This window comes from Hyalangium gracile, assembly GCF_020103725.1.
Taxonomy (GTDB): domain Bacteria; phylum Myxococcota; class Myxococcia; order Myxococcales; family Myxococcaceae; genus Hyalangium; species Hyalangium gracile.
On record NZ_JAHXBG010000001.1, the window covers coordinates 284,479 to 305,298 of the forward strand.

20 protein-coding genes are annotated in these 20,820 nt (G+C 71.2%); 9 read left to right on the plus strand and 11 right to left on the minus strand.

Translation table 11 applies throughout. The annotated features are described in order from the left end of the window. Positions 1-126 precede the first annotated feature (126 nt). Both KY572_RS01260 and KY572_RS01265 read right to left on the minus strand, forming a co-directional pair. The gene (locus tag KY572_RS01260; protein ID WP_224240283.1) at positions 127-603 is read right to left on the minus strand and encodes a hypothetical protein; all 477 of its coding nucleotides are present in this window, start codon (positions 601-603) and stop codon (positions 127-129) included. A gap of 8 nt (positions 604-611) precedes the next feature. Continuing rightward, the gene (locus KY572_RS01265) at positions 612-1,133 is read right to left on the minus strand and encodes a hypothetical protein (protein ID WP_224240284.1); all 522 of its coding nucleotides are present in this window, start codon (positions 1,131-1,133) and stop codon (positions 612-614) included. A 175-nt stretch (positions 1,134-1,308) separates the two neighbouring features. Here KY572_RS01265 and KY572_RS01270 point away from each other — a divergent pair, with 175 nt between their 5' ends. Beyond that, complete coding sequence (locus KY572_RS01270) at positions 1,309-1,803, plus strand: GNAT family N-acetyltransferase (protein WP_224240285.1); 495 nt, start codon at positions 1,309-1,311, stop codon at positions 1,801-1,803. A gap of 89 nt (positions 1,804-1,892) precedes the next feature. Here the strand turns inward: KY572_RS01270 and KY572_RS46940 are convergent, their stop codons facing one another. After that, a complete protein-coding gene (locus tag KY572_RS46940; RefSeq protein WP_317987785.1) occupies positions 1,893-3,869 on the minus strand; it encodes a DUF7151 family protein in 1,977 nt (658 codons plus the stop codon). A gap of 278 nt (positions 3,870-4,147) precedes the next feature. Here KY572_RS46940 and KY572_RS01280 point away from each other — a divergent pair, with 278 nt between their 5' ends. Next, positions 4,148-4,678: a phage tail protein gene (locus KY572_RS01280; RefSeq protein ID WP_224240286.1), complete on the plus strand. Its 531-nt coding sequence runs from the start codon at positions 4,148-4,150 to the stop codon at positions 4,676-4,678. A gap of 1 nt (position 4,679) precedes the next feature. Here the strand turns inward: KY572_RS01280 and KY572_RS01285 are convergent, their stop codons facing one another. Together KY572_RS01285 and KY572_RS01290 are read right to left on the minus strand one after the other, a co-directional pair. Further along, a complete protein-coding gene (locus KY572_RS01285; protein WP_224240287.1) occupies positions 4,680-5,132 on the minus strand; it encodes a hypothetical protein in 453 nt (150 codons plus the stop codon). Positions 5,133-5,314: 182 nt separating this feature from the next. Next, positions 5,315-7,231, minus strand: a complete 1,917-nt coding sequence (locus tag KY572_RS01290) for a S8 family serine peptidase (RefSeq protein ID WP_224240288.1) — start codon at positions 7,229-7,231, stop codon at positions 5,315-5,317. Between the two features lie 302 nt (positions 7,232-7,533). Between KY572_RS01290 and KY572_RS01295 the strand changes: the two genes are divergently transcribed. Then, the gene (locus tag KY572_RS01295) at positions 7,534-8,607 is read left to right on the plus strand and encodes an AI-2E family transporter (protein ID WP_224240289.1); all 1,074 of its coding nucleotides are present in this window, start codon (positions 7,534-7,536) and stop codon (positions 8,605-8,607) included. A 15-nt stretch (positions 8,608-8,622) separates the two neighbouring features. On the opposite strand, the gene KY572_RS47685 is transcribed toward KY572_RS01295, so the two are convergent. Together KY572_RS47685 and bioA are read right to left on the minus strand one after the other, a co-directional pair. After that, positions 8,623-9,351 carry a glutathione S-transferase family protein gene (locus KY572_RS47685; protein ID WP_224240290.1) on the minus strand — a complete coding sequence of 243 codons (729 nt, stop codon included), beginning with the start codon at positions 9,349-9,351 and terminating at the stop codon, positions 8,623-8,625. A gap of 1 nt (position 9,352) precedes the next feature. Next, positions 9,353-10,684, minus strand: a complete 1,332-nt coding sequence (gene bioA / locus KY572_RS01305; protein WP_224240291.1) for an adenosylmethionine--8-amino-7-oxononanoate transaminase — start codon at positions 10,682-10,684, stop codon at positions 9,353-9,355. Positions 10,685-10,820: 136 nt separating this feature from the next. Between bioA and KY572_RS01310 the strand changes: the two genes are divergently transcribed. Together KY572_RS01310 and KY572_RS01315 are read left to right on the plus strand one after the other, a co-directional pair. Continuing rightward, positions 10,821-11,450 carry a DUF2378 family protein gene (locus tag KY572_RS01310; protein ID WP_224240292.1) on the plus strand — a complete coding sequence of 210 codons (630 nt, stop codon included), beginning with the start codon at positions 10,821-10,823 and terminating at the stop codon, positions 11,448-11,450. Between the two features lie 79 nt (positions 11,451-11,529). Continuing rightward, positions 11,530-12,696: a GNAT family N-acetyltransferase gene (locus KY572_RS01315; RefSeq protein WP_224240293.1), complete on the plus strand. Its 1,167-nt coding sequence runs from the start codon at positions 11,530-11,532 to the stop codon at positions 12,694-12,696. 9 nt (positions 12,697-12,705) lie between these two features. Here the strand turns inward: KY572_RS01315 and KY572_RS01320 are convergent, their stop codons facing one another. Next, a complete protein-coding gene (locus KY572_RS01320; protein WP_224240294.1) occupies positions 12,706-13,257 on the minus strand; it encodes a hypothetical protein in 552 nt (183 codons plus the stop codon). A gap of 37 nt (positions 13,258-13,294) precedes the next feature. Then, a complete protein-coding gene (locus KY572_RS01325) occupies positions 13,295-14,254 on the minus strand; it encodes a hypothetical protein (protein ID WP_224240295.1) in 960 nt (319 codons plus the stop codon). 266 nt (positions 14,255-14,520) lie between these two features. Here KY572_RS01325 and KY572_RS01330 point away from each other — a divergent pair, with 266 nt between their 5' ends. After that, positions 14,521-15,207, plus strand: a complete 687-nt coding sequence (locus KY572_RS01330; protein ID WP_224240296.1) for a suppressor of fused domain protein — start codon at positions 14,521-14,523, stop codon at positions 15,205-15,207. 24 nt (positions 15,208-15,231) lie between these two features. Here the strand turns inward: KY572_RS01330 and KY572_RS01335 are convergent, their stop codons facing one another. Next, positions 15,232-16,152 (minus strand): WD40/YVTN/BNR-like repeat-containing protein, encoded by a 921-nt coding sequence (locus KY572_RS01335; RefSeq protein WP_224240297.1) that lies wholly within the window; start codon positions 16,150-16,152, stop codon positions 15,232-15,234. 60 nt (positions 16,153-16,212) lie between these two features. Continuing rightward, entirely contained in the window at positions 16,213-17,007 is a 795-nt protein-coding gene (locus KY572_RS01340; protein WP_224240298.1) for a hypothetical protein, read from the minus strand. Positions 17,008-17,268: 261 nt separating this feature from the next. On the opposite strand from KY572_RS01340, the gene KY572_RS01345 reads away from it, so the two are divergent. The 3 genes from KY572_RS01345 (at position 17,269) to KY572_RS01355 (ending at position 20,819) form a co-directional block, all read left to right on the plus strand. After that, positions 17,269-19,428 carry a hypothetical protein gene (locus KY572_RS01345; protein WP_224240299.1) on the plus strand — a complete coding sequence of 720 codons (2,160 nt, stop codon included), beginning with the start codon at positions 17,269-17,271 and terminating at the stop codon, positions 19,426-19,428. A gap of 109 nt (positions 19,429-19,537) precedes the next feature. Beyond that, positions 19,538-19,939, plus strand: coding sequence for a response regulator (locus KY572_RS01350; protein WP_224240300.1), 402 nt, complete (start codon positions 19,538-19,540; stop codon positions 19,937-19,939). Further along, positions 19,920-20,819, plus strand: coding sequence for a hypothetical protein (locus KY572_RS01355; RefSeq protein ID WP_224240301.1), 900 nt, complete (start codon positions 19,920-19,922; stop codon positions 20,817-20,819). The genes KY572_RS01350 and KY572_RS01355 overlap by 20 nt, the downstream gene beginning before the upstream one ends. Position 20,820 lies beyond the last annotated feature (1 nt).

Here is a 20,820-nt window from a genome sequence, read left to right on the forward strand (position 1 = left end):
GCTCACCCAGGCCCGGGTGGAAGCTGTCCACCCGGCTCCGGGAAGCCATCGGCTCGAGGGGCAGGCCGCTGTCCAGCGATCAAAGGTCTCCCCCTCTCGGTGAGCGGCGCCTGCCTCCGGCGAGGCTCAGGGACGGTCCCCGTTCTCCAGATACGCGTGGAGGCCCTCCCAGGACTCGAGCACCGCGCGATCATTCGCCAGCGCGCTCTGGTACGTGGTGCCCTGCTGCGTGCGCAGCCGCAGGTGCCAGCGGCCCTTGTGCGAGGGAACGCGCTCGGCGTCCGCGAGCTCCAGCCGCGACACCGTGACGGTGTGCGCGGGGAACAGGTAGTGCAGCCGCACCTCGTCGTCGAGCAGCTCCACCCGGTAGAAGCCCTCGAGCGTGGTGGCGAACAGCACCCCGAAGAGCAGCGCGAACACCGCCGTGCTCACCAGCGCCGCGCAGGGCATCTGGATGGCCACGCCGTCGAGCGGCGCGTGGCGCGCGGCGCGGCGCAGGAGCACCGCGTAGACGCCCATGGAGATCCCCAGCGAGACGAGCAGGAACACGACGAACGCCACCGTCGCCCGCGAGGCACTGACCAGCTCGTAGATCGTCGTCATCGCGTTCATCAGTTCAGGTAGTCCGGCAGCATCGGCAGCCCGTGGAAGAAGCGCCGGCCGCTCTCGAAGCGACGGATGAACGCGGTGCGATCGTGCAGGAACAGCTCCGCCATCTCCGCCTCGCCATACGTGCGGAAGAAGGCCGCCCGAGCCTCGTCGCACGCAATCTCGTACTGTCGGCTGAGGGCCTCCCACTCCTCGGGGGCCTCGCCCGGGCCCCAGGACTTCTCGTCCGGCAGCCCGTAGTCGCGCTCCATCACCTCCAGCTCTTTCCCCAGCGCGCGCACCTTCGGATCATCCGGGATGGCCTCGTCCGCCATCGCCAGGAGGATGTGCGCCACGAGGAAGAAGCCCGCGTCCGCCGGCACCGTGCCGTTGTCCCGCGCCTCGCGGAACGTCACCAGCAGCTGCGCGTCCAGCGCATCCGCCTCCAGGTCCGCCAGACGGCGGGCCAGCTCCCTCAGCTCCCGCTCCTTCTCGCCCGCCTCCTCGGGGTCCGGGGTGGACTTGCCATGTCGTGTCTTCTTCATGGTTTCTCCCGCGCTCACACCCCGGAGCGTCTCATGTGGGTCTGACGCTCCTCTCCCTCTGCTCTGACGCTCGGAGCGGCACGTGTGTTCAGCGCGGTGTCCGACTCATGACGTCGGATCCGCGCAATGTTCGAAGGTGGGGAGAAGCACCCGAGGCGCTAAGGTGGGAGCCACCGTGTCCCACCCGCTCTCCCTGCGCCCCGTCACCCCCGCGGACGACGCCTTCCTCTTCGAGCTGTACGCCAGTACACGCCCGGACATCGCGGCCCTGGGTCTGCCCGTTGCCCAGCGCGACATGCTCCTGCGCATGCAGTGGACGGCGCAGCGACACGGCTACCAGGCGCGTTTTCCGAGCGGCGATCACCAGCTCGTGCTCCTGGGCGAGCGCCCGGCTGGCCGCCTGTGGGTCGCCCGAGAGCCGGTGGAGCTGCGGCTGGTGGACATCACCCTGCTACCGGCGCACCGGGGCTCGGGCGTGGGCACGGAGCTGCTGCGGATGCTCCAGCGGGAGGCCTCCGCGGCCAGCAGGCCGCTGCGCCTGAGCGTGGCTCGCGACAGCCCGGCCCGGCGGCTCTACACGCGGCTCGGCTTCACGCCCGTCGCCGGGGTGGAGGACGGCGCGGATCCATACCTCGGGCTCGAGTGGCGGCCCGGGCCGCGCGAGGGCTGAGCCCTCAGCGCACGCGGCGCTGGAAACGACACGGCCCGCGAGCACGAGTGCCCGCGGGCCGCTGAATCCACTTCGAGAGGCGAGCTACCTCACAGCAGGTTCTCGGGCGCGGCCGTCGTGAGCTGGATGACGTAGCCCGCACCGCCCGCCTGCGCGGCCGAGGCGGGACCGGTGAAGGAGGTGAAGCCTCCTCCATTGCCGCCATTGCCGCCGCATGCACCACCACCGCTTCCCGCCTGATTGCTGCCCACAGGGGTGACGAGTAGATCCGTGCCCGGAGCTCCACCGTTCGCCTGTGCGGTGCCCGTAACGGAGATGGGGTTGGCGGAGATGAGCTGGACGATGCCGCCGCCGCCACCGCCACCACCTCCCGCGCCCGTGGTCCCTCCGTTCGAGTTGACGGCATTACCGCCCGCGCCGCCGTTGGCACGAATGGCCCCACCCACGGTGAGGTTTCCCCTGGCCGCGACGACGATGATGCCGCCTGCGCCTCCTCCTGGCCCACCAATGTCGGAGGCCGTCCCGGCAGTGACACCGCTGGTTCCGTTCGCGTTGATGCTGCCTCCCACGGGGATGCTGACGTTCCCCAGCGCCGCGATGATGAGGCTGCCGCCTCCGGCGCCGCCCGTCCCGTTGGTGAGCGTGCCCTCTCCCGCGCCACCGGCCACGGTGTCCGGTCTCGTCAACCGCGAGGCCGCGAGCAGCGAGATGCCCGTGCCACCGTGGAAGGGGCCTGGAGTGCCCCGCGAGACCCCTGGAGCGGGAGGACCGTTACCCGTGTCCTCGGTCCCCGGGTTGACGGTGATGGTGCCGGTCACGGTGACGTCGCCCGTGGCGCGCAGGATGGTGCCGCTGGGCACGATGAGGCTGCCCGCGATGGTGATGTTCGTGAACTGCGTGTTCGTCCTGAAGGGCTGCGAGTTGACCACCGCGGTGTTCGACAGATCCAGCGTGTTGCCCACGGGCACGCTGAGCGCGCCGGCCGAGCCATCCCCGAAGACGGTGAGCGCTCCCGCCGGCCCCTGCGGCCCCTGCGGCCCCTGCACACCCTGCGGCCCCGCCGGACCCGTGGCTCCCGCCGGACCCGTGGCTCCCGCCGGACCCGTGGCCCCCTGCGGGCCCTGAGCCCCGTTGCACACGTACCGCGTCAGCGCGGCGTTCACCTCACCCGTGTCGAGCGTGCCGTTGGCATTGGTGTCGGTGCCCAGCTCCACCTTCACGCCGCCCGTCGCGCAGTTGGCTCCCGCCGCCTCCGCCGCGGTCCGGGCCAGCGTGGCCAGTCCCGCCGAGCCCTGCGGACCGATGGGGCCTTGAGGGCCCGTGGGACCAGCAGGCCCCGTGGCTCCCTGCGGACCCGCCGGGCCAGTGGCACCCGCGGGGCCCACCGGGCCTTGCGGGCCTGTATCCCCCGTGTCTCCCTTGGCTCCCTGCGGACCCGCCGGGCCAGTGGCACCCGCGGGGCCCACCGGGCCCTGCGGGCCCGTATCCCCCGTGTCTCCCTTGGCTCCCTGTGGACCGGTCGCACCCGCCGGGCCAACGAGCCCCTGCGGGCCCTGCGCCCCGTTGCACAGGTAGCGCGTCAGCGAGACATCCACCTCGCCCGGATCCAACGTGGCATCACGGTCCGTGTCGACGCCGATCTCCAGCTTCGTCCCGCCCGTGGCGCAGTTGGCGCCCGCCGCCTCGGGAGTCGTCAGCGCCAGCGTGGCCAGGCCCTCCGCGCCGATGGGCCCCTGCGGACCGGTGGCGCCTTGTGGACCGGCGGCGCCTGTGTCGCCCTTGGCGCCCGGATCTCCCTTCGGCCCCTGCGGACCGGCCGGACCCGCGGGCCCGACTTCACCCTGGGGCCCCGGGGGTCCTCCCGCGGGACCCGGCTCGCCCTGAGGACCCGCTGGACCCGCCGGACCCGCCGGACCCGCTGGACCCGCTGGACCTGGGTCACCCGGATCTCCCTTCGGCCCCTGGGACTCGTCGCACGCGCTCAGCGCCACCACCGCGGTGAGAGGAAGGATTCGCAGCCAGCGCCATCCAGAGAGACTTCGCCACGTCTTGGGTGTCTTCCGCATTCCAGCTCCTTGGAGAGAGGGCGGGGCGCCCAGGACACCAGGGCCCCCGCCGTGAGCGATGCCCGTGCGGGGCCGCGCACGGTGTCTCGGAACCAACACATTGAGTGTGCTCCGAGCCAGACGCCGTGGCGAGCACTTAGCCGGTGGGTGCGGATCATCCGACCCGGTTGCGCTGGGATTCCCCGGCTTTCCTCAAACTCTACTCAGCGTGTTCTTCCCCAGAGTGAAACCCCGTGGTTTGTTGGGCGGCCAACACTTTGTGTGAAAGGCACGCGCGCATGTCCGAGCCGTACATTGGTGAGATCCGGATGTTTGCTGGCAACTTCGCTCCCCGAGGCTGGGCGTTCTGCAACGGGCAGCTGCTGAGCATCGCGCAGAACTCCGCTCTCTTCTCCCTCCTGGGCACCACGTATGGCGGGAACGGGCAGACGACGTTTGCCCTGCCCAACCTGCAGGGACGCGTCCCCATGCACTGGGGAACGGGGCCGGGCCTCACGCCGCGCACCCTGGGCGAGAGCAGCGGCTCGGAGAGCGTCACCCTGATCAGCACGCAGATGCCAGCCCACACCCACTCGCTCCATGCGAGCGGTACCCAGGGCGATCAGTTCACCCCCGAGGGGCACGTGCCCGCGATGCTGATCAACTCGACGGGCCAGCCGGAGAACGCCTACAGCGCGACGATCAACACCACGATGAACGCGGCGGCCATCGGCGCGGCGGGAGGCAACCAGCCCCACAACAACATGCAGCCCTACCAGTGCGTGTCCTTCATCATCGCGCTCCAGGGCATCTACCCCTCGCGCAACTGAGTCACCGCCCGGCGGGCGAGGACGCGCTGGCGCCCTCGCTCCCGGCGGCATGCGCGCTGAAGGTGCTCCGGTAGGACGGCCACGCGTCGTACAGGTAGAGCGAGAACGGCACCCACCAGATGAAGTCGTTGGTGAGGCAGAGCACCAGCGTGGCCGGAGGCCACTCGCCCCGGAGGATGAGCAGGCCCAGGCCGATGGGGCCCAGCACCTTGCCCAGCAGCCCCACCGCCGCCAGCAAGAAGCCGTGCTCGGGCCGGCGCGCCACCTCCGCGTAGGCGATGCCGTACACGCCGATGACCATGCCCAGGCAGGCGAAGATGGCCGGGTGGTTGAGCAGCGGCATCCGCGCGAACCGGAAGAGCCACTGCGGCTCCACCGCCGAGTACAGGCCCCACACCACGTTGTAGCCCGCGGCGGCCGAGAACACCGCGCGGTGCAGCGAGCGCCGCTTCATGACCGGGAGCCTAGCCTCGGCGCCAGGGTGGCGGGCTCCGAAAAATTCCGGACTCCGGGCCGCGCCCTCTCACGCGGCCCGGAGCCTCGGTCCTTCCAGCAAAAATTCCGGGCTCCGGGACGCGCCCTCTCACGCGGCCCGGAGCCTCGGTCCCTCAGCCAATCCAAGGGGGGATTGTCCGGCTAAGGGATGGGTACCAGCTGATCCACCGCCGCGGTGCCCGTGTACTGCGTGGGGCCGTTGAGGAACCCCTTGAGCTGGACGCGGTAGGTGCCCGCCACCGGGCGGGGAATGGAGACGGACTCCGAGGAGGAGGTGCCCGAGGCGCTGCTGGCCACGAGGCTCCCGTTCGGTCCATAGACGTAGAGATCCAGGTCGAACGCCGCGAGCGCCCAGCTCGTCTGGATGCGCAGCGCGCTCATGCCACCGGGCACCACGACGTTGTGGTTGTGCTCGGAGGCCAGCAGCGTCACGTCCCCGATGGGGAGCTTGAGCGAGGCGTTCACCGTGCCCGTCCAACCCGGCAGCGGGGTGGTGGCGGTGGTGTAGCGCGTGCCCGCGGTGGAGGCCGCCACGCGCACCGCCTCGTAGGCATCCGCGTAGCCGGCGCCCGCCTCCCACTCGGCGAGCTGCCGCGTGGTGCCGTCCGCGTTCTTGGCGAAGATGGGCCTGGCGGTGGAGGTGAGGGCCGCCAGCACGCCGTCCATGTTCAGCGCCGGGTTCACCTCGAGCATCAGCGCCACCACGCCGCTCAGGTGCGGGGTGGCCATGGAGGTGCCGGACAGCGCCGCGTAGAAGGGCTCGGGCGACAGGCCGTCGAGGCCCAGGTATGGCGCGGCGATGGCGGGCAGCGCCGTGGTGGCGCGCGCGGCGACGATGTTCACGCCCGGCAGGGTGATGTCCGGGTGGTGGAGCGCGTCCCCGGGCACGCCGCGGCTGGAGAAGTCCACCAGCTCGCCCGGCGCGTCCTGCGACAGCAGCGGGTTGGTGGCGGTGCGCGTGTCGCGCGAGGTGCCGGCCGCCACGGAGATGACGCACGGCGAGGCGCTGTACGGGTTGAGGGTGTCGGCGCCCGGGCCATCGTTGCCGGCGGCGAAGGTGACGACCATGCCCTGGTCGTACGCGCGCTTGGAGGCGATGCTCACCGGGTCGAACGGCGCGAAGCGGCTGCCGCTGGTGCCCCAGGAGTTGGAGATGACGCGGACGTTGTACGTCTCGCGGATGTCCGGATCCATGAGGAAGTCGAAGCCCTCGAGCGCGAAGAGGATGTTGATGGCATCCCCCACGCCCACGCCCACCAGGTTCACCCCGGGGGCCACGCCCTTGTGCAGGCCGCCGGAGCGCGCGCCCGAGCCGCCGATGGTGCTGGCCACGTGGGTGCCGTGGCCGCTGGTCAGGTCGCTGTTGGGCGTGTCCAGGTAGAGCGCGCCGCCGATGCCCATGCCCAGCGGATTGCCCACCACCTTCACGTTCTTCACCACGTTGGGGAAGTCGCCGTGGGTGCCGTCGATGCCCGAGTCGATGACGCCCACGCCGATGCCGTGCCCGGTGGCCTGGAAGGCGGTGCGCGCGGTGTCCGCGTGGATGTAGGCGTTGCTCACGTCCAGGAAGTAGTGGAGCGGGCGGTTCTCGTAGATGGAGAGCAGCCCGAGCGGCTGGAGCAGCCCCTTCAGCGTGGACAGCAGGCTGGGGGTGACGGGGACCGTCAGCGTCACCATGGGCAGCTCCTGGAGCGCCCCGAGCTCCTGCCCCACCACCAGGCCCAGCGAGCCGGTGAGGGCGCTCAGCGCGGCGGGGACGGCCGCATCCTCATTGAAGGAGAGGATGAGCGTGCGCACGGCGCCGTCGGCCTGGAGGCGCGGGTCCACCACGGCCTGGGTGAGCGCGGCCAGGGCCTGGGGGCTCGAGTAGAGGGCGTCACAGGCGCTCTGCGCGGCCGCGGGCGGGTTGACAACCTTCTTCTTCGCGGTGACCACGGCGGAGGGACGCGCGGAATGACTCGGCGCGTCGGAGGCGGTCTGCTCGGAGGCGGGACCCGCGCCACACCCCAGCAGGGTGGTGGTGGCAACCAGGCCCAGTGACTTGAAGCCCTTCATCATCGCTCCCTTCAACGGAGACGCCTCCCGGCGTGAAAGACCCCGGGACCTTGTCAGCGCTCACTGGCTTTTCTTGTCGCGAGCCGGTGTGACTGGATCGCCTCGAAAACCGCTCTCTCTGGGAGCCGTTGCACCTACCTCCACCGATGTGCCCGGAGGGCAGGCTCCGCGTTGAGCGGTGAACGCGGCTCCGCGAGCCACTGGACACCTTTGCCCCGAGCCGGGTTGCCCGCCTGCCGCAGGAGGCACATCGGTGAGGGGGGCGTCAGCAGCGGGGCGGAGGCACGGTGGCTACGGGCGAGTGGATGAACTGGCGGCGATCCCAGGTGACACCGAAGACGGTGTTCACCGTGGCCTTCTCGGTGCTGGCGGTGGTGGTGCTCTCCGTACTGGTGGTGAAGACGCGCTTCGCGATGACGCTGACGGGCATCGCGCTGCTGCTGGCGCTGGCGCTCGAGCACGGCGTGTCCTTCCTGGAGCGCAAGCGGCTGCGGCGGTGGCAGGCCATCGCGCTGGTGCTCACGGGGCTGCTGGTGGCGGTGACGGCGCTGGGGCTGCTGGTCATCCCGGCGGCCTTCTCTCAAGGCGAGGAGTTGCTCACCCAGTTCCCCAAGCTGATGAAGCAGGTGCGCTCGCTGCGCGTGTTCCGGCTGCTGAACACGCACCTGTCGACCCTGACGCAGTTCTTCGGCCAGAAGCCCGAGGCCACCCCGGCCAGCCCCATCGGCCCGGTGCCCATGCCGTCGCTGCTGCACGCGATTGGCGGGGCGGTGAGCGTGGTGACGGGGGCCATCACCGTCTTCTTCCTGGTGGTGTTCATGCTGGTGTTCGGCGGAGGGGTGCTGCAGCGGCTGCTGGAGCTGCTCCCCCAGGAGCACCGCGAGCGCTACGAGCGGGTAATGCGCAAGACGTACCACGCCACGGGCGGCTACCTGTCCGGGCTGACGTTCATCTGCACCATCAACGCCACGCTCACCACCACCGTGCTCGCGGTGCTGGGCATGCCCTTCTTCCTGCCGCTGGGCATCGCCAGCGGGTTCTCCAGCATGGTGCCGTACGCGGGGCCGGTGGTGGCCGGCGGCCTCATCACCCTGCTCACCTGGGCGACGGGCGGCGGGCTCAAGGCGCTGGTGGTGCTCGTCTACTTCATCATCTACGGGCAGATCGAAGGCAACGTACTGGCGCCGCTGGTGTTCCGCCGCACCGTCCACGTCAACCCGCTGCTGACGCTGCTCAGCGTGCTGTTCTGCGCGGAGCTGGCGGGCATCATCGGCGCGATGGTGGCCGTGCCGGTGATGGCCACCGTGCAGATCATCGTCCGCGAGCTGCTCCTGCTCCGGCAGGAGCGGGCCGCGCCGCCGCCGCCCCTGCAGGGCTGAGCCGAGCGCTCCAGCTCAGGCGGGCGGGCTCCAGCTGGAGAAGAAGCGCTGCTGGAAGCGATCGACGTACTGGACCAGGTTCTCCTGCGCTCGGGTGAACTGGCGGAACGGCGAGTCCACCGGGAACGCGATGATGCTGGCGAGGATCGCGTAGAGCGACGCGTCGAACGAGGTGGGGTGGTCTCCCAGCAGGAAGGGCTTGTCGCCCAGCACCGTCGACACCGCGGAGATGTCCTCCTGGCCCATCTCGAGGACCTCCGCCGGCTGGTGGCGCCCCAGCCCCTGGGCGTCGAGCGCCTGGATGACCTTTCGGCGGACCATGGGCGCGGCCACCGGGCCGATGAGCGGTGGGAACAGGGGCAGGATGATGGACTTGTAGAGGCGCCAGCCGTCGTCGCGGGCCCAGCGCTCGTAGAGGATGTGGAAGTAGAGGCTCTCCTCCAGCAGGCGCCGCACGAGGTGGCCCTGGGCCACGTCCTTCGGGCGCAGCTTCGCGTCCAGCGTGTCGCCGTGCTTCGTCTTGAGGTGCTGGATGATGAGCTGGGAGTCCCCCAGGAACTTCCCGTCCTCCTCGATGAACGGAATCTTCCGCTTGGGCGCCTTGCCGAGGTCCGCGATCCGGGCCGTGTAGGGCACGCCCGTCATCCGCAGATAGCTCTCGAGCTTCACACAGAACGGGCCGATGTTCGCGATGCCCCATGCCGCCGGGCCTTGATGAAGGATGATCACATCTCCCCCTGCCACGTCAGTTCCCGGCGACCTCGCGCAGCGAGTCCTCGACGCCTTGGAGCAGCGCGTCCAGCGCCTCGTCCGGGATGTTCAGCGCGGGCGCGATGTAGACCGTGTCGCCCAGGGGCCTCAAGTAGAGACCGCGTCGCCGCGCCGCCTCGTACACGCGCCATCCTCCGTTGGCGAGGTATCCCCCGCTGCCCAGGTCCACCGCTCCCACCATGCCGATGGCCCGAGGCCGCACCAGGCCTGGAATCGTCCCGGCCATGCGCTCGAAGGCGGCCTTCACCCGAGGCGCCTTGCGCGCCACCTGGCCCGGCACGTCCTCGTCCCGGTACACCGCGAGCACCTCGCGCGCCACCGCCGCGCCCAGCGGGTTTCCGCAGTAGGAGTGGCCGTAGTACAGCGCGCGGCTCCTGGCGCCCAGGAAGCCCGAGAACACGCGCTCCGTCGCCAGCGTCGCGCCGAAGGGCAGCAGGCCCCCGCTCAGCGCCTTCGCCAGGCAGAGCAGGTCCGGCACCACGCCGGCCAGGTTACACGCGAAGCGCGCGCCCGTGCGGCCCAGGCCCGTGAACACCTCGTCGGCGATGAGGAAGGTGTCCACCGCCCGCGTCGCCTCGCGCACGGCGCGCACGAAGTCCGGTGAGTAGAGCTGCATGCCCGCGGCGCCCTGGAGCACCGGCTCCAGGATGACGCCCGCCACCGAGTCCCCCTGCTCTCGCAGCGCCCGCTCCACCTCCGCGAAGGCCCGCTCCCAGCCGCCCTCCTCCGCGGGCGAGGGTACGTGCACCACGTCGAACAGCAGCGGCCCGAAGACCTCCCGGAACAGCGGCACGCCACCCACGCTGGTGGCGCCCACCGTCTCGCCGTGGAAGGCGCCCGACAGCGTGATGAAGCGCGTGCGCTCCGGCCGCCCGTTCTGCGCCCAGTACTGCGCGGCCATCTTGATGGCCACCTCCACCGCCGTGCTCCCGTTGTCCGAGTAGAACACGCGCGTCATGCGGTGCTCGGCTGGCACCTCGGCGCGCTCGGCCCCGGGGGCCAGCGCCACCAGTTCCGCCGCCAGCCGCGCCGCCGGCTCGTGGGTGATGCCCGCGAGCGAGGCGTGAGCCAGGGTGGAGGCCTGCTCCACCAGCGCCTTCACCAGCCGGGGGTGCCGGTGGCCCAGCGTGGACACCCACCACGAGCCATTGGCGTCCAGGTACCGCTTCCCGTCCGCGTCATGGAGGTAGGGCCCCTCGGAGCGGACCACCACCAGCGGGTCCGTCTCGGCGATGTAGGTCTCCATCGCCGTGTACGGGTGCCACACGTGCCGCTTGTCCAGGGTGACGATTCCCGCTCGCTCCACGCTCTCTCCTCCCGGGGGCCTACCCTTCAAGACACGTCGCCGAGGGTCCCACCGCACACGGGCGCGTTCTGCCTGATCCCACGCCTGCTCGGCATGGGATATTGTTCTGACTCCTCTCAGGAGCCCTTCTGCCGTCATGACGCACACGAACGTGGCTGCGACATCCGCTGCTGGTGGCGTGGAGTCTGATTACGAGCGGCGCATCGCCCTGGCGACCCCTGAGGACACGGCTCGGGGGCTGTTCTTCAATGGCATCCTGAATGCCGTCATCACCTTCGGCGGCGAGCCGGCCCTGAAGCGCTGCCACGGGCTGCTCAACGACAAGCGCTTCGAGCGGCGCTTCATCGACTTCTCCAGCTACCCCGTGTCGGACTTCCTCCGGCTGGCGCTCGCCGCCACCCAGGTGCTCAGCATGCAGCTGGGCGGCCCCGAGCCCACCCAGCGCCGCCTGGGCATGCAGGCCACGCGCGACTTCCTGGGCTCCATGGCCGGCCGCACCCTGCTGCTGCTCTCGGGAGACTCGCCCAAGCGCGTCATGGGCAACCTCGCCTCCGGCTACCGCTCGGCGGTGAGCTACGGCGAGCGCACCGTCACCCTGCTGAGCGACACCAGCGCCCGCGTCGTCGTCAAGCGCGACTTCATGCTCCCGCTCTACAACGAGGGCGTCCTGCTCGCGGTGCTCGAGTCCGTGCACATCAAGAACCCCCAGGTTCGCTCCCGACCCACCGGGGTGCTGGACTGCGAGTACGAGCTGTCCTGGGGTTAGCCCCCCTCTCGCCCGCTCCCCCCGGCAGGCCCCGCCGGGGATTCGGCACGCGCCCGGAGTCCGCGCTAGAACTGTCTCCGTGCTCGATCCCTCCATCCGCGTCCAGGTGTTGGACTCCATCACGGACATCCCCGCCGAGCAGTGGGACAGGCTCGCGGGCCCGGAGGCCCCGCCCTTCGTGCGGCACGCCTGGCTGACCGCCATGGAGGAGAGCGGCAGCGCCCAGCGGGACACCGGCTGGGCCCCCCACCACCTGACGCTGTGGCGCGAGGACACGCTCGTGGCCGCCTCACCCGCCTACTGCAAGTACCACAGCATGGGCGAGTACATCTATGACTTCGCCTGGGCGCAGGCCGCCGCGCGCATGGGCCTGGAGTACTACCCCAAGCTCGTCATCGGCGCGCCCCTGTCTCCGGCCACCGCGCCGCGCTTCCTGGTGGCGCCCGGCGAGAACGTGCGCGAGGCGCGCCACGCGCTCATGGAGGCCGCCATCGAGAGCGCCCGCGAGGAGGGCTGCTCCTCCATTCACGTCATCTACCCCACCCAGGAGGAGGCGGACTTCCTGGAGGAGTCCGGCATGGCCCGGCGGATGACGCTGCAGTTCCACTGGAAGAACCCGGGCTACAGCTCCTACGAGGACTACCTGGCGCGCTTCAACTCCAAGCGGCGCAACCAATTGCGGCGCGAGCGCGGCGCGGCGGAGACGCAGGGCATCACCCTGCGCACCGTGGCGGGCGCGGAGCTGGGCCCCGAGCACGCGCGGCGGGCCCACGGCTTCTACGCGGCCACCTGCGAGCGCTACGCCTGGGGCCAGGTGCAGCTCACCCCGGACTTCTTCGCCCGCATCTTCCGCACCATGCCGGAGGCCATGCAGATGGTGGAGGCGGTGCGCGGCAAGCGCGTCATCGCCGGCGCCTTCAACGTGGTGACGCCGCAGCGGCTCTACGGGCGCTACTGGGGCTGCTTCGAGGAGCACCCCTTCCTGCACTTCAACGTGTGCCTCTACCACTCGGTGGACGAGTGCATCCGCGCCGGCCGCAAGGTGTTCGAGCCCGGCGCGGGCGGCGAGCACAAGGTGTCTCGCGGCTTCGAGCCCACCCCGGTGCACAGCACGCACCTCATCTTCGATGCGAACCTGAACCGGGCCATCCGAGACTTCCTGCGCCGCGAGCGGGAGCACCTGGCTCCCGCCGTGGAGGAGGCCGAGCGCCTGGCCGGCCTCAAGCCCTGGCCCCTGACGGGCTGAGCCGCCGGGCTAGTAGTTCACCTTGAGCGTCGGCAGCAGCAGGCGCTCCGACTCGGTGGTCGGCTGCAGCGAGCGGCCCACGTCCAGCAGCAGCACCGCGCGGCCGCGCTCGGAGAGCGAAGCCACCGGCGCCTCGAAGCTCACCGGCGCCACCTGCGTGTCCAGCGCGCCGGCCTTCCCACCCTGCTGCCAGCCCCCGAAGTCGTCGAAGGCCACCTTCACCTTCACCGCGCCCACGCCCTCGGGGACGAAGAAGTGGCCCACCAGGTACGCGTGGTCCTTGCGGGACAGGTCCACCGTGCGCGCCATCAGGCGCACCGGGAGCACCTCTCCCGTCGGCGTCGTCACCTCCAGCGAGCGCACCGGCACCAGCACGGAGTCATAGCGCTCGGCGTTCGTGCCGCGCAGGCGCAGCTCGAAGCCGCGGCCCACCGGCGCGGCATCCGGCGTGCGCGTGGTGGTGAAGTCGGGCCCTTGCGGCGGCGCGGGGTGCTCGGAGTCTCCGCAGGCGGACAGGGCGAGCGCGGCGGCGCTCAGCGCGGACAGCATCAGCTTCTTCATGGCGTGTTCTCCTCGAAGTGGGTGGTGGGTCCGCGACTCACTGGCCAGGCATGCAGCTCTGTCCGCTGGGCTGCGTGAAGTCCTCGGCGATGCTCTGCGCGTGGCCCGGCGTGGCCGAGCCCGCCTCGAAGTCTCCCGGCAGCGGCTGCGTGCGGCCCTCCACGTTCATCTCCCTCAGCGCGGCCCGCAGCGCCCCGATGCCCTGGCACTGGTTGCTGGAGAGCGCGGCCCGCCCGTTCTCCAGCAGGTCCACGGGGATGGGGTAGGAGCCGAAGAGGTAGGCGTTGCAGTGCGCCACGAGCACCTGGCGCGCCAGCAGCAGGCGGGCCGTGTCGAGCGGCGTGCGCGGCTCGCCGTTGCGGTACAGGGAAGGGCTGCCCCAGAGCACCCCCAGCGCCTGCCGCAGCGTGGACACCGTGCCCACCCCGCCCAGCTCGATGGGGAACAGGTCCACGCACTGCTGGAGCGCCTGCTCATGCACCTTGAAGAAGCCCTCGTCCCGCGTCACCCGCGGCTCCGGGCAGCTGTCGGTCGTCTCGCAGTCCGTGGGCGGAGGCGGTGCGTAGGGCGCGTCGCACACCAGCCGCGCCGCGCACTGGTCCTCGCCCAGCGGCCACACCACGCGGAAGGTGGTGTCGAAGGCGCCGTCGTCCGCGCCATCCTGGGCCGCCATCGCCCGGCACTCCTCGTAGCTGTTCACCTGGAGCAGGAACTTCTGGTCCGCCGCGCCGCCCACCGGCACCGCCATGGGCAGGGCGTACTGGAAGCTCCAGCCATGCGTGGCCAGCGAGGCGTCCTCCGCGCCAATGGCCACCGACTGCGCCGTCGGGTGGATGTTGATGAGGCGGTCGTCGAAGCGCACCGTCGTCGGGTACTCCTCGATGTGCACCACGGCCTGACCGTTGACGCGCTTCTCGCAGTCGAACTCGTGCGCGGACGCCGTGCTCCCCACTCCCAGCGCCGCGGCGAAGACCGCGACCCTCCATCCCCTCTGCATGTGGCTCTCCCCGTGGCGAAGGTGGGGCCCCGTCCAGGCCGGGCCCGTGCCCACCCGGGCCTCTTCACGTCCCGTACCGGGCGCCTGGAGGCCACCCTGTGTCCACCGGAAGTCACCCGCGGGCCCCTGACCGACGCTCGGCGGGTCGCTCGGCGCCCTCTCCTGGGAAGCGCGGCTCCTCGGAGTGAGTAAAGGGTTTCCCACATCAGGCACGGCCAGCGAGTTTCGAAGTTGTGAAACCAGGCAGGACCTTTAGAGTCCCCCACATGAAAGTGCCCGAGACGGAAGAGGACTTCGTCCAGTGGTACGAGGACTGCTGGGCCGACCGCGACGAGGTGGAGTACCCCAAGCTCTTCGGAGCCATCAGCGATGACGTCTACACGTTGGATCAGACGGACGCGCTGCAGGCCTGGCTCGAGAGCGATCTGGCCCAGGTGCAGGAGCTGGATCCGAACTGGGGCCCCCTGGGCGTACGCGTGGCGCCGCCGAGTGAACAGTTCCCGTACTGGTCCTACGTGACGAGCGGCCTGTCCAACCCCTTCACCGTGGCGCCAGGCGCGGAGCTGGCGGAGGACGCGCCCAGCGGCATCGGCTACGAGATGGTCATCCACACGCCCGAGGAGGCGTCGTGGCCGGTGTTCCGGCTGCTGGACATGATGGCCTACAACCTCGTCTGCCTGCGCGCCTTCGCCCTGGGGCACCGCTACCCGGTGGAGGGCTCGCTCACCGGCGGCGAGACGAAGCTCAACGGCTTCGTCTTCGTGAAGGACCCCTCGCGAGCCGCCGAGTTCACCCTGCCCTCCGGCAAGGTGCAGCTGCTGACGCTGGTGGGCGCCACGCGCAACGAGATGGCCTTCAGCCGCTCCAACGGCGCCGACAAGCTGATGGCCAAGCTCGTCGCCGCGGGCACCGGCTACATCACCCACCCGAACCGGGAAGAGGTGAAGCTGTAGCCGGCTCGCCTTCGCCCGAGGGCCTCAGGACAGCCGGCCGAACACCCGGCCCCTGAGGTCCAGCCCCAGGCCGTAGGGGCCCGCCACGTCCACGTGCGGCCCCACTTCCAGCTTCTGCGTGGCCCAGCTGCGCCCACCGTCCGTGCTCTGGTGCACGCAGGGGTCCACCCCTCGGCCCGGCTCCGCGTGGCGCGTCAGCACCCGCAGCACCGAGCCCGCCGCCGCCAGCCGCAGCGGCTCACGCCCCGGAGGCAGCGGCGTCAGCCAGCGCACCTCGCCACCTCGCCGCTCGCCGATGCGCGCCTGGCCGCTCTCCACCGCCAGCGCGTGCGCGCCATCCACGTCCACCAGGCGCGCGTTGCCCGACGTCTCGCGGCCCCAGGTGGCGCCCCCGTCGTGCGTGTGGCGCAGGCCCTTGCCGAGCACCGCCACGCCGCGCTCGGTGCGCCGCAGCCGCTCCGCCTGCGCGTGGCGCTCGCCCTCCAGGGACACCTCCGTCCAGCTCGCGCCGCCGTCGGCCGTGCGTCCCAGGAAGAAGGCGCCCAGCACCCAGGCCTCCTCCGCGCTCACCGCCAGCACCTGCGTGGCGCTGGGCGCGGGCACCGGGCCCCGGACGCTCCACTTCCGCCCGCCATCGGTGGACACCAGCAGGTGGTAGTCCGAGCCCGAGCCCACCGGCTTCAGCGTGGCCCCGAGCGCCACGCACAGCGTCCCGTGGCAGTCCACCGCCTGGATCCACCCCGGGCCCTCGTAGACGCGCTCCAGCCCCCGGGCCGTCACCCGGTGGAGCTGCGCGCGCCGCGCTCTCAGTCGGTCCGCCAGCGTGCCGGTGGCGGGCTCCACCGAGGCGCCCACCAGCCCGAAGCCGTCGCGGCTGGCGGCCACCGAGCCCACGCGGAGCTCCGGCGCCAGCTCACCCAGTCGCTCCCAGTCTCTCTCGGCCACACGTCACCCTCTCTCCGGCGCCAGGAGCGCCCACGAGGATGTGAGCCTGCTTCACGCCTCTCAGGAGAGGCGGACGCTCGGCAGCGGCAGCCGGGGCAGCTCCAGCCGCGGCAGCTTGAGGCTCTTGCGGAACTCGGCCAGGGCGTTGCCCAGCTCCTCCACGGCCTTGCCACCCCGCGCCACGTCCTCCGGCTTCAGCCGGCCGATCGTGTCGGCGATCTGCTTCACGCCGTCCTTGCCCAGCAGCTCGCGCAGCTCCGGCGTGGTGGCGATCTTCACCTGGTCCTGCGCGGGCAGGTTCAGCAGGCCGGCGTGCACGCACGCCTGGGACAGCGCGTCCGCCGCGAACTTCTTGAAGGCCTCCGGGTCGCGCTCGAGCTGCGCGAAGGCGGCCGGATCCCCGGCGCGCTGCAGCTCCACCGCGTCCTGCAGCGCCTTCACCGCCCGGTCGCGCCACGCCAGCCCCGCGGGCTGCAGATCCTTCGCGCCCAGGCTGGAGAGCTTCTCCAGGGACTTCTGCCCCTGGCCCAGGTACAGCTCCGGCACCGCGGCGCCCGGGTTGCGGCGCGCGAAGTCGTCGAAGCGCTGCCGGAAGTAGTCCGCGCTCGGAGTGCGGACCTCGGCGGGCAGCGGCCGCGCCGCGCCCGAGCCGGAAGCCCGACCCGCGCCACCGGAACCTCCGGCTCGCGAAGCGGACTCGAAACCATCACCCACCACCGAGGACTGCCGCGTCTCCGTTCCCCTCGTCGTCGCCGTCGTGACCGCCGGAATCTCCTTGGTCGTCGTTGCAGGCTTGGACGTCTCTGTCTCTGCTTGCTTGGGGCGGAAAGGCCCTCCTGAGCCGTTGACGCGCATGACACTACTCCTCGATGTGGTTCGGCCCATCTCTGAAGGCATGGGCGGGTGATCCTCGAATCCATTGTCGCACCAGTCCGGTGGAAGTTGCGCGTGCCCGGCCGCGAAAAAGTGGCCCGACTGTCTACCCCCAGTGGCGTACTGCCCCATCCCACAATGTAGGACACCAATCCGAACGGGGACTTACCGTCAGGATCAGGCAGCGCTAGGGTGGGGCCTTTCGTTCTGTCGTGGGCAGGCGAGCCGACGCCTGGAATGACGATGATCGCTCAAGCGGTGGTCTTCTCCCTCCATGTAGTGCTCGTGCTGGCGGTCTTCGGCTGGGTGGGGCTGAGCCTGGTGCGGCTGCTGCCTGCTCCGCTCGCCTCCCGGCCGGTGTACTCGGCGGCGCCGCTGGGGTTCACGCTCGCCACCACCTGGATGGGCGTGCTGACCGAGCTGGGCGTGACGGGGGGGTACTCCGGAGGCACGCTGCTGCTGGCCGCGACGGTGGCCAACGCGCTCCAGGCCCCGAGCGCGCTTCGAGCCATGGCCACCACGCCGCGCGGCAGCGTGGCGCGTCCCCTGGCCATCACCCTGGGCCTGACGCTGCTCGCCTGCGCCGTCTCCTCCTTCATGGCGTTCCGGGACTCGGAGATGCACTTCGGAGACCCGTGGGGCTCGGGGGACTACTTCTATTACTGGTTCGCGGGCGACTACATCGCCGAGCTGGGAGGAGCCCCCGCGCAGGCCCTGCTCCAGCAGCGATTCTCCCACGACCTGGCGGGGGTGCTCTTCCTGCTGTCCTTCCGCCCCGGCAGCTACGCCCCCCTGGATCTGTTCCTCGGGTTCGGCCCGTCGGGGGCGGTGGATCGCTTCCTGCTCCCGCTGCTGACGGCCGATGTCGTCCTCATCCTGCTGGCGCTCCGCCTGCTGCTGGAGCTGCACCAGGTCCGCTGGGTGCTGCCGCTGCTGCTCGTCGCACTCAGTCCGCTGAACTACTTCGGCGTCCGCTTCAGCTACGTCGCCCAGTACGCGGGCGTGGCGCTGCTGGTGTTCGCGGCGGCCGGGCTCGACGCGCTGACCCAGGCGGGCCCCCACCGCCGCGCGGCACCCTGGATGGTGGGCCTGCTGCTGGCCGCGGGCGTCCTCTCCTATGACAACCAGCTGTTCCCCGTGGGCCTGCTGGTGGCGGGACACGCCACGCTTCAAGTGCTGATGGCCCGAGGCGAGGCGGGGATGAGCTGGAAGGAGGCCCTGCGGCGGGCGGCCCGCGTGAGCGCGATTCCCATCGCGGTGGTGACGGGCACCGCCCTGGCCTTCTCTCCCCGGATCCTCTCCGGGCTCCGCCTGTTCGCCTCCTTGCGGCCGCTGCCCGGCTGGGAGTGGACACGGCTGCCCCGGCTCGAAGACATCCTGGGCTTCCGGGGGTTCTACCCCGTGCCCGAGCCGGCGCTCCCGCTCTGGGTGGAGGTCGCTCTCTTCATCGGCGCGGCGGGCCTGTGCTGGCTGGCCTGGAGGCGGCGCCTGCGCTCCGCCGCCGCCGTGAGCGCCCTGGTGGCGCAGACCGCGCAGCTCATCATCGCGCTCCTGTATTACCGCGCGGGGATTGGCAATGCGTCCCACGCGGTCTGGAAGTCGGTGTCGCTCTTCGCCCTGCTCGTCCCGCTGCTGTGCGCGGTGGGGGTGCTGGAGCTCGGCGAGCGGTGGCGCGGCAGGGCCTGGCGGCTGGCGTCCGTGGCCCTGCTCCTCGTGGCCGCCGGCGTGCAGCTCCGAGCCCTGTGGGTGCTCCCGCCAGTCGGCCCCTGGTTCGACCGGTCGCTGGTGGAGCTCGTTCGAGCCCACATGGAGCAGCGCGATCTCTTCGTCCCCTTGTTCGACCCCCAGCACATCATCCCCGTGGTGAGGCGGCCCGAGAGCAGCAGGGTTCGGGTCGTCGAGATGAACGGGCGAGTCCTCCCGCGGTGCACACCGGAGGGCGTCGCCATCTGGGACGCACGCAAGGGGGAGGGCGGCACCGTGATGGACAGCGCGGGCCACTACCGGCTCGGGCTGCCGCCGCGCGAGCTGGACTTTCCGGCGGGGCGGGGCCAGGCGTGGGTGCTCTGGGGGCTGTGGCCCCAGGGCGACGGCAGCCAGCAGCTGGTGGAGAGCACCGCCGCCATCCTGCTGGGGGCGCCCGGGCCCGAGCTGGAGCTGACGGCGCGTGTCCTGAACTCCTCGCGCCCCGCGCGGGTGAAGGTCGCCGTGGATGGCATCCCCCTGGGCGAGGCCGTGTTCGAGGGCGCCGAGCCGAGCACGCAGCGCTTCGCGGTGCCCGCGGAAGTGCTGGAGCGCTGCCGGTCCTCGTTCGCCTCCATCCGACTCGAGCCGGCTCCCGGCACCGAAGCGCCGGCAGGGGTGTCGAGCACCCTGGGCGTCATGAGGCTCGCGTTCCGATAGGGGTGAGGGGATTCCAGCCTCACCGCTCCCGCCTGTACGAAAGGTGGCGGACAGGCTGCGCCGCACCTTGCGCTCCGCTACGAAAGGGATGGAGCCTGTACCTGGAGGGATGCCGACGGGGGACGATGTGCTACGGGTGCTCGTACTCGAGGACGACAAAGACCTGCGGACCTTGCTGTGCGAGCTGATGGAGGCCTGTGGCGCGGAGGCGTGTGTGCGCGCCGCCTCCTTCGACGAGATGGTCCGCCAGAAGCAGCAGGTGCTCGGGTGCGGGCTGGCCCTCATGGACGTCAACCTGGGCTCGGGTCAGCCCAGCGGGCTGGATGCGTACCACTGGCTTCGGGACAATGGCTTCACCGGGCGCATCGTCTTCCTCACCGGTCACGCCCGCCACCACCCGCTCGTGCGCAAGGCGCAGGAGCTCACCCAGGCCCAGGTGCTGTCCAAGCCCGTGAACACCAAGGAGCTGATGGCGCTCGTGAAGGACTCCCATGGCTCGTCCGGCTCCTAGCGGCCCGTTGCTGCTGGCGACGGAGGAGCAGCGCGCTCGCGCCTGGTGGGGTGCCTTCTTCGCCACGCTCCTGACGCTGCTGGGCGAGGTGGCCTACTTCTTCATCGACTGGCGGGTGCACCCCGGCAACCTCACGCTCCCCACGCTCCGGGCGCTGCACGTGCTGGAGTCGGTGGGGCTGCTGGCGCTGCTCGTCGTCCGCCGGAACACGGCGAGCCCCGGGCTGAGCGCGGGCGTCTTCACCGCCGTGGCGCTGCCCCACCTGCTCATCTTCGCCGTGGCGGAGGTGGCCATGGCCGCCTCGGGCCATCCGTGGCAGCCGCTGACGGGCCACCGCCTGTTGATGCTGGGCATCGGCCTGCTGGCGCCCATGGAGCTCGGGCTCGGCGTGGGCCTCATTGGCGCCTTCGCGCTGGAGGCGGTGGTCCTCTGGTACGGCCTGGGGCTGCACACCCGCCTGCAGATGCCGTGGGAGCCGTGGATCACCCTGGTGTGGGGCGGCACGGCGTGCGGGCTGCTGGTCTTCCGGCTGCGGATGCAGCGCATGGAGCAGCGGCTGTTGAAGGCCCGCTCCGAGGCCGAGTCCCTGGAGCAGGTGGCGCGGCTGCTCCTGGCGATGCGCGACGCGGCCAACACCCCGCTGCAGTCGCTGGAGGTGGGGGTCAGCCTGCTACAGCAGCGCTCCCCGGAGCACGCCACCCTGCTGGCCAGCATGGAGCGAGCGCTCGCCCGGCTGCGCTCTCTCACGCTGCGCATGGGGGTGGCGGATCCGCTGCTGAAGTGGGACTCCAGCCAGGAGTCCATCGACTCCGAGGAGGTCCTCCGGAGCCTGGAGGAGTCCCTCACCCGCGAGCTGGAGCGGCGGCGCCAGCAGCCGTGAC

Bases quoted from the DNA above. Each gene is read 5' to 3' on its own strand.
- KY572_RS01260 (WP_224240283.1), bottom strand. From the start codon at position 603: ATGACGACGATCTACGAGCTGGTCAGTGCCTCGCGGGCGACGGTGGCG.
- KY572_RS01265 (WP_224240284.1), bottom strand. From the start codon at position 1,133: ATGAAGAAGACACGACATGGCAAGTCCACCCCGGACCCCGAGGAGGCG.
- KY572_RS46940 (WP_317987785.1), bottom strand. From the start codon at position 3,869: ATGCGGAAGACACCCAAGACGTGGCGAAGTCTCTCTGGATGGCGCTGG.
- KY572_RS01280 (WP_224240286.1), top strand. From the start codon at position 4,148: ATGTCCGAGCCGTACATTGGTGAGATCCGGATGTTTGCTGGCAACTTC.
- KY572_RS01285 (WP_224240287.1), bottom strand. From the start codon at position 5,132: ATGAAGCGGCGCTCGCTGCACCGCGCGGTGTTCTCGGCCGCCGCGGGC.
- KY572_RS01290 (WP_224240288.1), bottom strand. From the start codon at position 7,231: ATGATGAAGGGCTTCAAGTCACTGGGCCTGGTTGCCACCACCACCCTG.
- KY572_RS01295 (WP_224240289.1), top strand. From the start codon at position 7,534: ATGAACTGGCGGCGATCCCAGGTGACACCGAAGACGGTGTTCACCGTG.
- KY572_RS01310 (WP_224240292.1), top strand. From the start codon at position 10,821: ATGACGCACACGAACGTGGCTGCGACATCCGCTGCTGGTGGCGTGGAG.
- KY572_RS01320 (WP_224240294.1), bottom strand. From the start codon at position 13,257: ATGAAGAAGCTGATGCTGTCCGCGCTGAGCGCCGCCGCGCTCGCCCTG.
- KY572_RS01325 (WP_224240295.1), bottom strand. From the start codon at position 14,254: ATGCAGAGGGGATGGAGGGTCGCGGTCTTCGCCGCGGCGCTGGGAGTG.
- KY572_RS01330 (WP_224240296.1), top strand. From the start codon at position 14,521: ATGAAAGTGCCCGAGACGGAAGAGGACTTCGTCCAGTGGTACGAGGAC.
- KY572_RS01340 (WP_224240298.1), bottom strand. From the start codon at position 17,007: ATGCGCGTCAACGGCTCAGGAGGGCCTTTCCGCCCCAAGCAAGCAGAG.
- KY572_RS01345 (WP_224240299.1), top strand. From the start codon at position 17,269: ATGATCGCTCAAGCGGTGGTCTTCTCCCTCCATGTAGTGCTCGTGCTG.
- KY572_RS01350 (WP_224240300.1), top strand. From the start codon at position 19,538: ATGCCGACGGGGGACGATGTGCTACGGGTGCTCGTACTCGAGGACGAC.
- KY572_RS01355 (WP_224240301.1), top strand. From the start codon at position 19,920: ATGGCTCGTCCGGCTCCTAGCGGCCCGTTGCTGCTGGCGACGGAGGAG.